Here is a 16,437-nt window from a genome sequence, read left to right as displayed (position 1 = left end):
ACTTGTCTATTCCGTCATGTGCAATTCATTTGATAAGTATTGATCAACATGCTGAAACGTCGACCAAAATTACCCTCCCTGCTCTTGATGCTTCAATGTTAGCATTCAGTACCAGGAGATTGGTTTGGGTCCGTGAATGTTTCCTGTTTTTTGTGGAACATCATCCAGACCCCCATCAAACAAAATAAAACGCTGCACCCCATGCCAAACAAGCTACTGGTTTTTAATGCAAGAGGTGAGCCTTGCATGGTAAGTAACGTCGCTTGGGTCACCACGATGGATACCATCGCATCGGTGAAGTTAATCATTTTCAATGTAGATATGATCGGGTTATGGAGATGACGGTTCGCCCAGGTACCATACACGGCAAAAACCAGCTTGGTAAAAGCAACTGTAGATACGATATACACGATGTTACCCTCATATATGAAGGCATCGCCGATTAGATACATTCGCAGGCAGACCATCGAATAGGACACGCCTAGTAAACACAGGAACAGACCTCCGCGCTTATATACCGTAAGTTCTAATCTATATCTTTCTTCGGGAGAGTCCATTCTCTTGGTAACTGTATATTTATGGAGCACTTGTCCTTTTGCCACACACAGAATCAGATAATATACAGCATTTGTAATGAACCATCCCGAAAGCAGATATATGCCCAGGATTAACTTGCCTATCCCTGTTACAGCATTGATAACAAGGGAAGCCACATTAAACAAGGCCGTTCGATCTTGTTTATTTCCAAGGTAATGGAACCAAATGGACCTCAAATATGTCTTCATTTTCATAGGATATTCATTCTGTTAGAGAAGCAGAACATTAGCCTTTTCACCTACCTCTTAAATGTCAATAACATGATGAATGAGATGTAGAGAAAGTGGTATATGTTCTCCTCATTCGGCCAAAGATTCCCGAACGCTTTTTGGAAGGGATTTGACAACCATATCATACGAGTGATCGATCATGACATAGACATCTTCATCGGACAATGAACCATCCAGTGTAATGGTATTCCAGTGTTTTTTGTTCATATGATATCCCGGTTGAACTGCTTCATGCTGCTCTCTCAGGTTCTCTGCAATAATGGGATCACATTTTAAGTTTAAACGACAGTTCTTTTCTTTGTTTTCAAAAATAAGCGCGAACATCTTACCCGCAACTTTAATCGCGACTGGATCAGGTCCAAATGGATAATCCTTGGTCGCACCTTTCTTCTTCAAACTGTATTCAATCATCGCATCCTTCAAGTCAGTACCTCCCTTTCACCAGTGGACGATATAATGATACCGAATGTAAGTTCGTATGTAAATAAGCTCGTTGCACATAAAAGCACATAATAAAACCTCCTCCAAATGAATGGAGAAGGTTTTATCTGGATTTATTTAGATCTTAATTGGCTCTATCATTCCTAGTTTTGCTGCTGCGGCTGAATGAGCCATGGTTAGATTTACTGCTACTGCTGTTTGATCTACTGCTATTGGGTCTACCGTCGTTTGAACGACTACTGTTTGATTTACCACTCTTGGCAAACCATTCGGATTTGGGCTTGCGTGCCGGGTTAGCTTTGGACTTCGCCGGTTTGCCTGCAGCCGATTTGTTGAACGAAGGTTTACTGCCTGATGCTTTGCTGGTTTTATCAAACACAGGTACACCTGTCATTGGATACGGATGACCTTTCACTTCAGGAATCGTCTTTTTGATTACTTTCTCGATATCCTTCAGGAATGGAAGTTCATCCTTCTCGCAGAACGATATGGCCATCCCGCTTTTGCCAGCTCGCCCTGTACGTCCAATACGGTGAACATACGTTTCCGGAATGTTAGGCAGGTTAAAGTTAATGACATGTGAAAGTTCCTCTACGTCAATTCCTCTTGCCGCGATGTCCGTCGCAACTAATACACGTGTTGCACCACTCTTGAAGTTGTTCAGTGCCCGTTGTCTCTCGTTCTGAGACTTGTTGCCATGAATAGCCTGTGCCGTAACATTCGCTTTGGCCAAATCACGTGTAACCCGGTCAGCGCCGCGCTTCGTGCGTGTGAACACCAATGCCGTGACGATGGATTTATCCTCCAAAATTTGGTTCAACATATGTTGCTTCTTGCCGTTCTCCAACAAATAAATAGACTGCTCAATGCGGTCTACCGTTGAAGAAACCGGTGTGATTTCTACTTTGACTGGATCAACCAGCAGGGTTTTAACCATTTTGGTGATTTCAGGAGGCATCGTAGCTGAGAAGAACAGCGTCTGCTTTTTGTTAGGCATTTTGGCAATGATTCTTTTCACATCATGAATGAAGCCCATGTCCAACATCCGGTCTGCTTCATCCAGAACGAGAATCTCAACCATCTTCAGATCAATACGTTTCTGGTTAATCAGATCGTTCAATCTGCCAGGCGTTGCGATAATAATATCTGCACCTTGATTCAACGCACGCTCTTGTACTTTTTGCGAAACGCCGCCAACGATTGCCGTACAACGAATGTCCGTATACCGGCTATATACCTTGATGTTATCCGCGATCTGAATAGCCAGTTCTCGTGTTGGTGTCAAAATTAATGAGCGAATATGTCGTGCGGACTTCGATCCTTGCCCTTTGGATCTTTCGCTTAATAATTGAATGATCGGCACTGAAAATGCTGCCGTCTTGCCTGTTCCTGTCTGTGCACATCCCAGCAGATCTCTGCCAGCTAATACAGCTGGTATGGCCTGTTCCTGTATAGGGGTAGGATTAGTATAGTTTGCTTTGCTTAACCCTTCCATAATAGAGGGGATAATATTCAAGTCCTTAAATGTCATGTTGTCTCCTTCATTTACGCACATCTATCAATAAGACGCATCTTTTATTTCACACGTAACGTATAAGGATACCATTAAAAACGCAATTTGTACATTATCTTTTTAAAATCACTTTGTTTAACTGACCAATTTAAGACCAACTGCCGATCCGAGCACCATAGCGATAAACAGAATTCGTAGGGCATTTCGAGGTTCTCCATAAAACACCATGCCCAGAATGGCACCACCGGAGGCTCCGATTCCCGTCCATACGGCATATGCTGTCCCCATCGGAAGAGTTTCCATTGCAATGGACAGGAACATGAAGCTTAAACCAAACCCGACTACCAATAGAACCAGTGAAATGAGATTACGGTCTTTGTGCAACTTGTTTATCATCAGCACTCCGATCATCTCAAATATACCTGCCAAGATAAGAAATACCCAGTTCATTATAGCTGCACCTCCTTATTCTTCTCTTTACTCAGCATTTTAAGACCAATTACGCCGAGTAAAAGTACACCAATCAGCACCATTTTTCCGCTTTGAACAGTCGCATTAAACAGAACAATCTCTGCAAGTACCGTACCAGCGGTACCCAGGCCAACGAATACGGCATATACGGTTCCCACAGGCAGTGTCCGCGAAGCTGCAATCATCAAGGAGAAACTAATGATAATTGCAACCAACGTAAACCCCCATTCCAGCAGACCACTGGCATGTTTCAATCCAATGACCCAACCTACTTCAAACAAAGCAGCAATCACAACCGACATCCATGTTTTATTCATTCTTGTAACACTCCTTCTCTACTACATTTTTTGTACAACCCGTAAGGTGCATTAGCGTAAAAACAAAAAAAGCCCGGGAAACAAACTGCATGTAGCAGTTCATCTCCCAGGCTTTTATCCCTCCGTGGCACAACCAACAGGTTGCGGGTTTTCTCTCGGACCAGACCGACACATCCATCGCGGAACCCTAGAAAACCTGTTTTTATTCTAATGTGTCTCCAATTATACACACTTCCACTATCTTGGCAACCCCGTAAATTTGATCACGCCATTTATTTGATAATCAAACCCATTAATCCTACAAATGTGGCGGCTTGATGTGGTGAAATCACACAACCGTTGAGATCTTCCATGGTCAACACCAAGGAGTCAAATTCGCAATCGCTAAGATCCAAATCCTTCATTTTGGTCCCCGTTAAGGAAGCTTGGTCGATGTTACATTGACTGAACTCCATTTTTTGCAGTGCCAGATAGGCAAAGTCCGCACCAATCAATGTACATTCCGAGAAGGAGACCTGTTTCAGATGGGCAAAACGGAAATTGCTGTAGTCGCCTAGACCATGAAGGAAACTGACATTTTGCAATCGGCTATTGGAAAAATCAGTTCCGACAAACTTGCAGTTATGCCATTCGATCCGGTGCATGAAGGCACCAGAGAGATTGACATTGGAGAAGTCGCAGTGTTCGAACCTGACATCGGTGAATTCAAATTGTTCCAAGGTAGACTCCGAGATGGTCACATGTCTAAATACAACATTTTCAAAGGAAACCTTACTCGCTTCCTGTTGATCCAATGTAATGTTCTCGATCAGTTTGTGTTTGTACTCCACTTTGGATTCCAGGAATGCAATCGTTTCCGGTTCGAGCAACTGCTCCTGAATCTTGGGTTTGTCCATTTTCATCCTGTATTCCCCTATTCCTTAATAGCTACAACTCGCAGTCGGCTTCTGTCCAGATACCACTGTCCATCCCGCATCAGTTGTGGCTGTACTTTTTTCTCAACTGCTTCCATAATAACATCCTGTTCCGCAGCTGTGATACCACTGAATAAATACTCCGCGAAGCTGGTCAACCACTTTCTGGCACCTGGCTTGAACGGGGTCAATTGATCAACATGCTGAGCCAGACTAACTCGAAATCCGTGTTGCTCCAGAAGATTAGCATATTCGCCAATGGTCGGGTGATACCACGGATTCCGTCCTTCCCATTTGTATCCACGGGCATCCAGTTCTTCCTGTACCGCTGTAATTAATATAGCCGTGTTACCATTTGCAGCAAACTCAGCCACGAATCGCCCGCCCCTCTTGAGCGCTAACTGTATTGATTGTACTACAGCTGGAGCATCCTTTATCCAATGCAGAACGGCATGAGAGAAGACCGCATCATACGGTTCTTCTGTCCGATAATGACAAGCATTTGCTACTTGAATATTCATATCAGGGTATTTCTGTTTAGCTTGCCTAATCGTCTCTTCTGAAAAATCTATACCTGTTGGCAGCGCTCCTGCGGCTGCAATTTTGGCTGTCATCTCCCCATTGCCACAACCCACATCAAGAATACGTTCACCTTGGGATGGCTGGAGCAATGATAAGATAGGTGTGCCCTGTAACGTAGCAAAAGGAGCGGAATGACCACTCGATGATTCGTTCGCTTGACCGGATGAATGTCTGTTATTCATAGATTATAATCTCCTTCTCAATTAAGGATCTAATGTATCCATAATAACTTCAATATAAGAGAACTGTCAATTTCACTCATCAGATCACTATAAAAAAAGCCGCCGAATGGCGACTTTAACATTAAGAATTCGAATCAACTGAGATTTTGTTAGCCCACATATTCCATATTTCACACTCTCCTTGAATTTGTTCTGTGAATAGATGTTGTCTCGACCTCTTCGGTAACTAGCTCTAACCAGCATGTGAAGTATATCTCTCGATGTACGGAATTTTCTTCGAACTTGATCTGTGATTCGAGCCTGTCAATCAAAATTTGCCTCACATGGTTTGATAACCACTTCATCACCTTGTTCACCCAACTTTTCAAATAAACTTTAATCGCTTGGCTCTGTTAACATACTCTTAGTATGCCGAGTCATGGGCTGCAAGCGGTATATCAATCGTCTTAATTGATTGCCTGATCCTCTCAGGCCCTCTTTTGGTTCTGTACGGTAAGCTTTATAATGTAAGTAGGTTAAATCCATGAGGAGGATACATATGACCGAAGAAATATTTCAACCAAAACAGGAATTGAGTGACCTGATCAAACGCCATTCCAATCATAACGGTGCAATGGAAACGGCGATTCCTTCCCTGTTTGTCTATCACCATTCCAAGATTAGTGAACCCGCGTACAGAGTATATAAACCTTCATTTTGTGTAATTGTTCAAGGGTTGAAAGAAGTATTGCTCGCACAGGAGCGTTATGAATACGGACCTTCCAATTACCTGATTGCTTCCATGAATCTTCCGGTCATCGGGCAGATTATCAAGGCATCCGCAGATGCACCCTACTTAAGTCTTAAGCTCGAATTCACACCGAACCAAATTCTCGAAGTACTTAACGAATGCAATATCAAGGTAACATTCAACGAAAACGCCAGACGAGCCATGTTTGTAGGTCAGATGGAATCGTCCATTCAGGATGCTGTACTCCGACTTGTTCGATTGCTGGATACGCCGGGAGAGCTTCCGTTTCTGGCTCCGTTGTACATTAAAGAGATCCTGTTCCGTCTCCTTCAAGGGCCTTACGGAGGAGAACTGGCGCAGATTGCGGTTGAAGGTAGCAGCACTTATCGGATCAGAGAAGCGATTGAGTACATCGTTCATCATTGGGAACAGCCATTTCGCATTGAAGATCTGGCTGAGACCGCGAGTATGAGCGTCTCTTCATTCCATCGTCACTTCAAAGAGATCACAGCTATGAGCCCATTACAATTCCAGAAACAATTAAGATTACAGGAAGCCCGGCGACTTCTGATGGCCGAATCTGCTGACGCGGCAGATGTAGCGTTTCGGGTTGGTTACGAGAGTGCTTCTCAATTTAGCCGCGAATATGCACGCATGTTCGGTGCGCCGCCAAGAGCCGATATCCGACGGCTGAAAGAGAAATATGACATGGCCTTGAGTGAGTAACCGAGTATTCACTCTCTATCTCACAACTATCACACAAAAGGCATACCAAAAAAGGACAACCACAATGAGTTGTCCTTTGTTCAGTATCAGAATTCTGCGTAATATCTTTTGGAATTTTCAAAATACTCGTATTTATGAAAGGAAATCGGAGCTGTTCTCCTTAATTTTTGAACAAGATTAGACCAATGCTTCGACCCGTTCTGGCACGTGGATCTCTCCGTGCAATAATTGAATGATGTCACGAGTCAGTGCATCCACATTCTCCTGACGAGTTGCCCAGCTGGTGCAGAACCGCACCGCACTGTGTGTACCGTCAACCTTTTCCCAGAAGGTGAACGTATAACCGTTGCGTAATTTCTCAAGCAAACGATCAGGCAGAATCGGAAACTGCTGGTTGGTTGGTGAATTGTACAGGAAGCGTACCCCCTGCTGTCCGAGTGAGTCATGAATTCTCAAGGCCATATCTACGGCATGGCGAGAAATATCGAGGTACAGACCGTCTTCGAACAACGTTTCGAATTGGATACCTAGCAATCTGCCTTTGGCAAGCAGGCCACCTTTTTGTTTGATCATATAACGAAAATCAGGTTTCAGTGCATCATTCAGGATAACAACCGCTTCTCCCATCAATGCGCCAATCTTGGTTCCCCCGATGTAAAACACATCACACAAGCGTGCAAGGTCAGCAAGTGTCATATCGCAATCGCGTGAAGCGAGTGCATATCCAAGACGTGCTCCATCCACGAAAAAAGGAAGACCACATGCTCTGCTCACTGTATGCAATGCTTGCAGTTCTGCCTTGCTGTACATCGTTCCGTTCTCGGTTGGCTGAGATATGTAGACCATTCCTGGTTGAACACAGTGTTCCGGTGACGACTCATTCATGTGCGCATCGTAGACGGCTCTAACCTGCTCAGGCGTGATCTTTCCGTCCTCGCTTGGAACTGTGAGTACCTTATGTCCCGTAGCTTCAATAGCTCCGGTTTCATGAACCGCAATGTGTCCCGAGGACGCAGCAATCACACCTTGATATGGACGCAAAATAGAGGCAATCACCGTTGTATTTGTCTGTGTACCACCAACCAGGAAATGAACATCAGCTTGCTCATTGTCACAAGCCTGGCGAATAAGCATTCTCGCCCGTTCGCAGTGTCCATCCGTGCCATACCCGCTCGTCTGTTCCATATTGGTTTCCATCAGTCTTTGTAAAATGCGTTCATGCGCACCTTCGTTATAATCACATTCAAATCGTATCATCGTGTTGTCTCTCCTGCCTTCTTGTTCAATTTCTCTTGTATGTTCATCATGGAGGTGTATACCTCTTGAATCTCTTCTTCATTCAATTCTTGCATCAGCTTCAGGATCTGTTGATCGGATCGGTCATTCAATTGGGCATACAGTTCCTCACCCTTGGCTGTCAGACGAATCAGACTGACCCGGCTGTCGGCCGCAGAATCCACTTTCACCAGCAGTCCTTCCTTGGACAGCTTGTTCACAATTCGGCTCATGTAACTGCGATCAATGGTCAGTGTATCTACCAGATTATTCGCAATGCTCTCTCCCCGAATTCCAATCTCAATAATGACTCGTACTTCTGCAAACGAATACCCTGTTCCGAGAATATGCTTATCGAGTACACCGAGTATGTTGGTATAAAAACGGTTAAAACGTCGCATGTCAGCCAGTATATCTGGATCTATGTACTGAGAGTCGATGTCAAACCCTCCTTTTTAGTGGACATTGTCAACATTATAATAATCACGTTAGTGGACGTTGTCAACATTATATTTTACATAGCATTTGATAACTTCATTTTTAATATCCAATCAATAAAGAAAGCCGCGCATATGCGCGGCAAGGTTTACTTGTTTTAGTACTTTATCCAGATACTTAGTCAGCTGCTTAAGTTTCTATATAAATTGACTAAACATTTACACAAAACGGAGAGGACAGAAAGAACCTGAAGAAGCGGAGCGTTCGCCTTTATCCCCGGATTTCCCCTTTAGATAAGAGGAATAAAAAAATCTGGGGATAACAGCGATCGGAAGGTTGTTCTGTCATCGGAGTGGCTAGTGTAAATTCAATTTACATGGATTAAGAGTGACTATATTGCACCTGATGAAGACGGCTGTATATCCCTCCAGCGGCGACCAATTCCTCATGGTTGCCCTGCTCAGCGATACCATCTGTGTTTACTACGATGATTCGATCTGCATTCTTGATAGTTGTCAGTCTGTGTGCAATCACAAGTGTAGTTCTGCCCACCGACAATTCAGCGAGTGATTGCTGGATCAGTGCTTCCGTTTCCGTATCCAGCGCTGAGGTTGCCTCATCCAGAATAAGAATGGGTGGATTTTTCAAGAACATACGAGCAATAGATAACCGTTGCTTCTGTCCTCCGGACAGCTTGACTCCACGCTCGCCAATGACAGTATCCATACCATCCGGCAACGTAAGAATCAATTCCTCCAATGAGGCACGACGGGCGGCATCCCAGATTTGTTCATCCGTTGCACTCAGATCACCATAAGCAATATTCTCCTTAATGGTACCCGAGAACAAAAATACATCCTGCTGAACGATTCCGATATGTTTGCGCAAGGATTGAAGCTTAACGTCGCGAATGTCCACACCATCTACAGTGATACGTCCCTCTTCTACCTCATAGAATCGGGGCAACAGGCTACAGATCGTCGTTTTACCTGCACCCGAAGGTCCAACAAAAGCAACCGTTTCGCCTGGTCGAACAGACAGACTGATATCACTTAGAATTCGCCGACTGGATTCATATCCGAACGAGACGTTCTCGAAGCGAATATCACCTTTCACACTTTCGAATTCAACGGCGTTTTTGCTATCCGCAATCTCAGGTTCTGTATCAATGATCTCCAGATAACGCTTGAAACCAGCAATGCCCTTTGGATAACTTTCTATGACGGCATTGATTTTCTCAATCGGGCGGAAGAAGATATTAGACAGAAGCAGGAAGGCCATAAAGTCACCCATATTGATTCTGCCATCGATATAAAACCAAGCCCCGCTGATCATGACAAACACCGTAACCAGTCGCATCATCATATAACTGACCGAGATACTTTTCGCCATCGTTTTATAGGCAAGCAGTTTGGTTTTACGGAAATTCTGATTGTCCACTGCAAAAAGTTCTTTCTCATGTTCTTCGTTGGCGAACGATTGCACAACACGCATACCGCCGACGTTGTCTTCAATACGCGCATTGAAATTGCCGACATCTCCGAAAAGTCGCCGATACGTCTTTGTCATCCGACCACCAAATACGATAATCACCCAAGCCATTATTGGGATAATGATAAAGGTAAGCAGCGCAAGCTCCAGATTAATGTTAGCCATCAGCCAGAACGATCCGATTAATGTCATTACTGCGATGAATACATCTTCAGGCCCATGGTGAGCAACCTCGCCGATATCATTCAGATCATTCGTAAGATGACCAATTAAGTGGCCTGTTTTACGATTATCAAAGAACCGGAAGGACAGCTTCTGCAAGTGAGCGAACATCTTCTCACGCATGTTGGTCTCAATGTTAATGCCCAGCATATGTCCCCAATATGTAACTACATAGTTCAATACGGTATTAAGTGCATAGATGGATAACAGCACAACACAGGCAAGCATAATGAGAGGCCAATCCTGACCTGGCAACAATTCATTAATGAATTTGCTGACGGCAAGGGGGAAAGCCAACTCCAGAAGACCTGCGAGTACAGCGCATCCAAAATCAATCAAAAACAGTTTTTTATAGGGACGATAATACGAAAAAAAACGACGAATCATACTTATTCACTCTCACTCTCCAGATCCTTATTGGGGTTTACATCTTCATTTTGCAGCTCGAAAAGATGGACATACTCATCGATGACCTGATCAATGGCTTTCAACTCCCCACTGATTATCGGGCGAATATGTTCATACTCCTCCTGACCAAGTTGTCTGGCGAGCGTTGTTCTTCGATTCTGCATTTGTTCCAGAAATACAAGAATCCGGCCGCGACGGAATGTCTGCGCACCACGGCCCCGTTTTCCCTCATGTTCACCATGACCTCTTCCACGTCTGGAACGTTCACCACGTTGCTCATTGTCACTCATATCGCGTCTCGGACGCTCACCTTGACGTACACTTCCATCCATCTCTTCGATAGGACGATCTCTCATTTGTGCCACCCCCATTAAGTGTATACATATGTATACAACATATTCATGTATACGATTGTATACGCGACAAAAGGAAGTGTCAACCTAAATTTTCCAATAGATAACGAAGTATGTATATTCACCCTCTCCTTAACAGAAAAAAGCCGCGATTTCGCGACTTTTTTTTGTTGGCGACACTATTTTATCTCACTCATAAACTTTCTATATTCTTGAACCATTTCTTTGGATCGGGTGTGATGCAAATAATGTTCTCCCTCAAATGTCATCACTTTTCCATGCACAGAATCTTTGACTTGCTCTTCATGCAAGGGTATCCAGCCTTCTGTTTCCGTATCATTCGCTTGTAAGAAGAAAATCACAGGAAGATCTTTGGGGAAGGACAGGTTCTCAGCTGCTTTGAAATTAGGACCAAAGTTTTCACCTTCATTCAGGTTGTTCGGATTAAACGTATTTTTGAGTGAAAGTATTCTAATTTGTTCTCTGGTCTCATCATCAACATCGGGTGCAATCAGTTGATCAGGGGCCAGTCTCATTAACAATCGGTAGAATCCTGATTTTTTAAGCAGTTTGTACGTTTCGGTTGGAAATGGATCATCATTACCTCCCTGCGTTGGGACACTGCTCTCAATTCCGACAAATGAACTTACTTCGTTTGGATATTTGTTCACATAATCCAGGCCGTATATCCCTGAAATGGAGTGAGCCATGAGCGTGTAATTATGAATACCAAGTTGCTGTAACGCTTCATGAATTTCACTAACCATATTTTCAGTGGTACGCTCTTTTTCAGTAATGCCACTTAATCCATAACCAAAAGGCTCAATGACAACAACTTTGTAAAATGGAGATAACTCATCGATGAGCGGTTTGAAATCAAGGGCTGGGGCAGGTGTTCCGTATCCAGGAAGCAATACCACCGTTTCTTTGCCTTTTCCTTGAATCAACACATTCATGTTTTTCCCGTCAACTGCTACAAACTGACCATAGGGTTTTATTTTCCCTTCTTCCGATTTGTTGCTAAATACATTAACAATAAAAACAGTGGCAATAAATAATGCAAAAGCGATAACGATGGCTCCGAATATTTTGAGCAAAATGATTAATATTTTTTTCATCATGATGGTTCTCTCCTGTTGAGTTCGTTTGGTGTTCAGCCGTTTGGAAATCCATTCATTTTATTTTTTTAATGAAATTTCGAATTTGGAACCAACCTCACCTGCAAATACAATACGGCCGTTTTCTGGTAAAACAACATTATTCTTACCGCTGACCACGCTGTGATTAATACAAATTCCGGTCTGGTCATAGACAGCAAAGGCTCCCTTTGCAGGCAACTTCACTGTCATGACTTTTCCTTTCGCAGTAGCTGGTACCGAAAACCATTTGGCATATCCATCTGCTTGAATGGTTTTTGCGGATTGTTTACCCGAATAGATTGGTTTCACCATTTCCTCACTAGCGTATACATAACCTGAAAATGTAAGATACTCTCCTCCGTTCTTTTTGGAGAAATGAATGTCCATCGTATCACGTCCGGCAGTACCCGGAATCTGCAATTGATTGGCTGCTTCGTTGGCTCCCATAATCTTATTATTGGACATATACCCTGGATTCTCTTTATTCATATGAATTGGCAGGATCGATGAAGCATTGAGATAAACCATGGATGTGTATTTCTCATTCACCAGATAATATTTTTTACCATCACGCTTTGCCCATGCGGCGTTAATCTCCTTGGATAATTTATTGGCTCCAAGCTTCTCCCCATTATATTCTGAGAAAGCCAGCTGTCCGAGTCCTGGAACGGATATATAAGATCGTGACCACAAGTAGGTTTTCCCATTTTTCTCCACAACGAATTTCAACTTGTCTGTACCTTCGTTATTAACAAAAGTACCATCTGCTGTATAGGTGTATTCTTGAGCCGGATTACTCGGAGCTGTAAGTGAAGATACAGTCATTTGTCCAGCCTTATTTATTTTGATCTTCATAACCGAATTATTGCCGCCATATATACCTGCATATTTGGATATTCCTTTAGGCATATTTGCCTTCACAGGTACGCCAAATGATTTTTCCGGCTTCCGTTCTTTAATAACGCCCTTTTCCTCAAGTGCGCTGAGTAATAATTCATTGGCAATAAAATGATTGGTTAAGCTTGACCCGCCTGAAGAGATAACGGCTGCAGCCATATTGTATTCCGGAAGTACCACTAATGAGGACTGATAAGATAAAGTATCTCCACCTTTCATAACGGCCTTAATGCCGTATTCGTTGAATGGGAACAAGTTCACACTATCCCACCCCAACCCGTAAGACATCAGCGTATCGCTATCCTCTGGCCACATACCTCTTCTATACTCTTCTTGCGCCATAGCTTTTACAGACTTACTGGAAAGAATACCATCAACTTCTCCCGTGAAGATTCTTGAAAATTTGACCAGATCTTCAGCGGTGGAATACAGACCTCCAGTACCGATGATATTATAATTCTCTTTGGGAAGTGGTCCCTCATAAAAAGGGGAATAGATTGCCGCCATGTCTGACGGATTAAGCACATCCTGTGGTGATTTGGTATGTTTCATATCCAAAGGCTCCGTGAAATACTTGTGTATAAATGCGGTATAACCGATGCCGCTCACTCTTTCGACCAGAATCTCGGCTAACGTAAAGCCATCGTTGCTGTAGACTGAGTATTCGCCGGGATCTGCTTTCAGGTTTTGATTCGCCAATTGCACCAGAAACGTATCATGTGTATACGTGTCATTATCTCCGTACAATGTGGCATTGCTGGTTGAGGTGCCCAGAAGACCGGAGGAATGATTCAGCAACATACGGGGTGTGATCTGTTTGTATCGGGTATCTTTCATTTTAAAGTCAGGCATATAGTTCACAACAGGCGCATCCAAATCAATCTTGCCTTCGTCAACCAGCTTCATTACAGCGGCTGTAAGCATCATTTTACTGGTTGAACCAATGCCATAGACGGTGTTCGAAGTAAGAGGTACCTTGTCGTTTATATCGTTCTTGCCCGTTTGACCGGACACCACAATCTCTCCACCATCGATGAGCGCATATTGCAGACTCGTCGTACCATATGTCTCGGTCAGCAATTTGGCTTTTTCGATCACGGCTTTCTTTGTTGTCTCATACGTAAGGTTGCTGTTGTTCATGGGAGCCGGTGCGGCCATTGCAGACATTGGGGCAAGTATCGTCAGCATGAGAGTCACAGCAGCTATAGTATTTCTCTTTTTTGCTGCCCTCACACTTATCTTCAGTTTTGTTACCTCTCTTGGTTTCATTCTTGCATCTACTCCTGTCTTCATCATTGTGTTAAGCCACCTTAACGTGGGCGCTAAAGACAATATAACAAACCAAGATGTCCCCCTAATGACTGCAGCATGAACGGAGGATGAACAGGCAAAAAAAGTTTGCATCATCATACGCAAGGAGGTTTATACAGGGCGTCATAGCTTTGAGAAGGCATGAAATCCAATCACTCTGTGGGTGTTGTGATTGGCAAGATGACTATGAAGGTCGTTCCTCGTCCATATTCGCTCTCCACCCGGATGTCCCCTTGATGAAGCGAGACGATCTGCTTTACAATAGCTAGTCCCATACCGCTTCCTTCATATTTCTGACTGTGGGAACGATCAGCTTTAAAGAAGCGGTCAAATATACGCTTTTGGTCTTCCGGGAGAATACCAATACCCGAATCCGATATGCGGATCGTCACGTTCTTGATATTCTGTTTGATCGTGACGTTAATTCGGGCACCATCTTCGGAAAATTTGATGGTATTGCCGAAGATATTGATCCACACCTGATTTAACTGGTCATGATCGGCCGTGATTTTGGTGGGCTGCAAATCAAGATCAAACTGAATGTTACGGGCCGACCATTGGGGTTGAATAGCGACGATTACTTGTCTGATCTGTTCATCCAGACTGAGCGTGGCGAGCCGCATTTGCAATGATTGAGATTCAAGCAAACTCAGCTTTAGCAGACTATCACTTATTTTGGACATTCGTGCAGTTTCAGTGATGATAATATCGAGATAATCGCTTCTTTCGTCATCCGGGAGGTCTACCTGCTTGAGCGCTATAGCAAAACCGGAAATGGAAGTGAGCGGAGACTGAACTTCATGGGACACGTTTGCTACGAATTCCCTGCGCATCTGCTCAAGCTGCTTTAGATCGTGCATCATTTCTTCGAAACTACGAGCCAGAGTACCTATCTCACCCTTTTGTTTAATATTAAGCTTGACATTGAAATCTCCGGCAGCTATAAGCCGGGTCGCTTCTGTCAGCTTTTTGATCGGTCTCACCAGAAACATAGCCGCAATTAGTATCAATAGGCTTCCTGCTATTAACGAACAAATCATAAAAGTTAAAACAAACTTGAGGAGAAATGAGGTGGAAGAGGAAGTGAGGGGCTCTACAAACATTGCTTTGCTTCCCATTTCAGTTTTTATCGGCAATCCCAAGAAGATCGTATCGATTCCATTGACTTGGACCCTTTCCCCATCCAGCACTTTCTTCACTTGTTCTGTCGTCACTAGGAAAGGATGTTGTCCTTTAAGTTCTCCATAGGATTGGAATTGATCCGTTGCTTTATAGATTCGAATGTGATAGGAATTGAGTTGTTTCATTTCACTTATAAACATTTCTGCTTCATGTAACGGCAATGTCTCGTAGATGCGGACGATATCCTGGCCAAAGTCAAGCAAGGAGCCTTGTAAGTTTTCGTTTAATTTATCTTGAAATATCCAGGTTGTAGCAAGAAAAGAAAGGATTATGCCCCCGATCACGGAGACCAGAAAGGTCAGGACTACGCGTGTATACAAGGAACCGATCACTCTTGCACCTCAAGCCGGTAGCCAAGCCCGCGCACCGTTTCGATGCGAAAATCGGAGATAGCTGCGAAACGTTCGCGTAGACGTTTAATATGCACGTCTATCGTTCGATCATCGCCAGTATAATTAATTCCCCAAACTTGATCGATTAATTGCTCCCGCGTATAGACTTGTCCCGGTAATCCAGCAAGTTTATACAATAATTCGAACTCTTTAAGCGGCAAGGTGAACGACTCTGTACCCCTCAGGACCTTATAAGTCTGCCGGTTCAGAATAACGTTTCCTAATTGGATGGTCTGCGTTAATCCTATACGGTATCGTTTCAACAGTGCCTTGACGCGAGCCATCAACTCAAGCGGATCGAATGGCTTCGTCATATAGTCATCTGTCCCGAGCTGAAATGCTTGTACTTTCTCCCAGGTCTCGTTTCTTGCCGTCAACATTAGTAACGGAAGATCCGGATTGGCTCTTCGAAGTTCCTCGCATAATGCCCAACCGTCCATGACTGGCATCATAATATCAAGAATAACCAAATCGACTGGCGTGGAGGTATAGATAGCCAGGGCTTCCTTTCCGTCTACGGCGTTGATGGTTGTAAATCCGTCGTTGCGCAAAAATAAACAGACGAGTTTGCGAATGTTCGCATCGTCGTCAGCAACCAATATCGTAGGCAACGTTTCCACTCTCCT

At 43.8% G+C, this 16,437-nt stretch carries 16 protein-coding genes and 1 riboswitch; of the genes, 1 reads left to right on the top strand and 15 read right to left on the bottom strand.

Annotated features, from left to right (window positions below; translation table 11 throughout):
• Positions 1–98: 98 nt before the first annotated feature.
• From PAEAM_RS14635 to PAEAM_RS14605, 7 genes are all read right to left on the bottom strand, one after another.
• Entirely contained in the window at positions 99–785 is a 687-nt protein-coding gene (locus PAEAM_RS14635) for a hypothetical protein (protein WP_243391369.1), read from the bottom strand.
• A 111-nt stretch (positions 786–896) separates the two neighbouring features.
• A complete protein-coding gene (locus PAEAM_RS14630; RefSeq protein ID WP_100528057.1) occupies positions 897–1,250 on the bottom strand; it encodes an MmcQ/YjbR family DNA-binding protein in 354 nt (117 codons plus the stop codon).
• A 142-nt stretch (positions 1,251–1,392) separates the two neighbouring features.
• Positions 1,393–2,799, bottom strand: coding sequence for a DEAD/DEAH box helicase (locus PAEAM_RS14625; protein ID WP_036608186.1), 1,407 nt, complete (start codon positions 2,797–2,799; stop codon positions 1,393–1,395).
• Positions 2,800–2,916: 117 nt separating this feature from the next.
• A complete protein-coding gene (locus tag PAEAM_RS14620; protein ID WP_100528056.1) occupies positions 2,917–3,231 on the bottom strand; it encodes a DMT family transporter in 315 nt (104 codons plus the stop codon).
• Positions 3,231–3,569: a DMT family transporter gene (locus PAEAM_RS14615; RefSeq protein WP_100528055.1), complete on the bottom strand. Its 339-nt coding sequence runs from the start codon at positions 3,567–3,569 to the stop codon at positions 3,231–3,233. The genes PAEAM_RS14620 and PAEAM_RS14615 overlap by 1 nt, the downstream gene beginning before the upstream one ends.
• Positions 3,570–3,670: 101 nt before the next feature.
• A riboswitch (guanidine-I (ykkC/yxkD leader) is annotated at positions 3,671–3,771 on the bottom strand.
• A gap of 70 nt (positions 3,772–3,841) precedes the next feature.
• A complete protein-coding gene (locus PAEAM_RS14610; RefSeq protein WP_076249406.1) occupies positions 3,842–4,471 on the bottom strand; it encodes a pentapeptide repeat-containing protein in 630 nt (209 codons plus the stop codon).
• 11 nt (positions 4,472–4,482) lie between these two features.
• Positions 4,483–5,247, bottom strand: a complete 765-nt coding sequence (locus PAEAM_RS14605) for a class I SAM-dependent methyltransferase (RefSeq protein WP_100528054.1) — start codon at positions 5,245–5,247, stop codon at positions 4,483–4,485.
• 538 nt (positions 5,248–5,785) lie between these two features.
• Between PAEAM_RS14605 and PAEAM_RS14600 the strand changes: the two genes are divergently transcribed.
• Entirely contained in the window at positions 5,786–6,703 is a 918-nt protein-coding gene (locus PAEAM_RS14600) for an AraC family transcriptional regulator (RefSeq protein WP_100528053.1), read from the top strand.
• A 177-nt stretch (positions 6,704–6,880) separates the two neighbouring features.
• Here the strand turns inward: PAEAM_RS14600 and PAEAM_RS14595 are convergent, their stop codons facing one another.
• The 8 genes from PAEAM_RS14595 to PAEAM_RS14560 all read right to left on the bottom strand — a co-directional run bounded on the left by PAEAM_RS14595 (position 6,881) and on the right by PAEAM_RS14560 (position 16,422).
• On the bottom strand, positions 6,881–7,960 hold the full coding sequence (locus PAEAM_RS14595) for a threonine aldolase family protein (protein ID WP_100528052.1): 1,080 nt from the start codon (positions 7,958–7,960) through the stop codon (positions 6,881–6,883).
• Complete coding sequence (locus tag PAEAM_RS14590) at positions 7,957–8,379, bottom strand: MarR family winged helix-turn-helix transcriptional regulator (protein WP_036670809.1); 423 nt, start codon at positions 8,377–8,379, stop codon at positions 7,957–7,959. The genes PAEAM_RS14595 and PAEAM_RS14590 overlap by 4 nt, the downstream gene beginning before the upstream one ends.
• 418 nt (positions 8,380–8,797) lie before the next feature.
• Positions 8,798–10,516: an ABC transporter ATP-binding protein gene (locus tag PAEAM_RS14585; RefSeq protein WP_100528051.1), complete on the bottom strand. Its 1,719-nt coding sequence runs from the start codon at positions 10,514–10,516 to the stop codon at positions 8,798–8,800.
• A 2-nt stretch (positions 10,517–10,518) separates the two neighbouring features.
• Positions 10,519–10,893, bottom strand: coding sequence for a hypothetical protein (locus tag PAEAM_RS14580; protein WP_243391368.1), 375 nt, complete (start codon positions 10,891–10,893; stop codon positions 10,519–10,521).
• 176 nt (positions 10,894–11,069) lie between these two features.
• On the bottom strand, positions 11,070–12,011 hold the full coding sequence (locus PAEAM_RS14575; protein ID WP_100528050.1) for an alpha/beta hydrolase: 942 nt from the start codon (positions 12,009–12,011) through the stop codon (positions 11,070–11,072).
• 57 nt (positions 12,012–12,068) lie between these two features.
• On the bottom strand, positions 12,069–14,195 hold the full coding sequence (locus PAEAM_RS14570; RefSeq protein WP_100528071.1) for a serine hydrolase domain-containing protein: 2,127 nt from the start codon (positions 14,193–14,195) through the stop codon (positions 12,069–12,071).
• Positions 14,196–14,389: 194 nt separating this feature from the next.
• Complete coding sequence (locus PAEAM_RS14565; RefSeq protein WP_100528049.1) at positions 14,390–15,751, bottom strand: sensor histidine kinase; 1,362 nt, start codon at positions 15,749–15,751, stop codon at positions 14,390–14,392.
• The gene (locus PAEAM_RS14560; RefSeq protein ID WP_036608200.1) at positions 15,748–16,422 is read right to left on the bottom strand and encodes a response regulator transcription factor; all 675 of its coding nucleotides are present in this window, start codon (positions 16,420–16,422) and stop codon (positions 15,748–15,750) included. The genes PAEAM_RS14565 and PAEAM_RS14560 overlap by 4 nt, the downstream gene beginning before the upstream one ends.
• Positions 16,423–16,437 lie beyond the last annotated feature (15 nt).

It is taken from the genome of Paenibacillus sp. GM1FR, assembly GCF_002803315.1.
Classification (GTDB): domain Bacteria; phylum Bacillota; class Bacilli; order Paenibacillales; family Paenibacillaceae; genus Paenibacillus; species Paenibacillus amylolyticus.
This window is presented reverse-complemented; position numbering and strand designations above follow the sequence as displayed.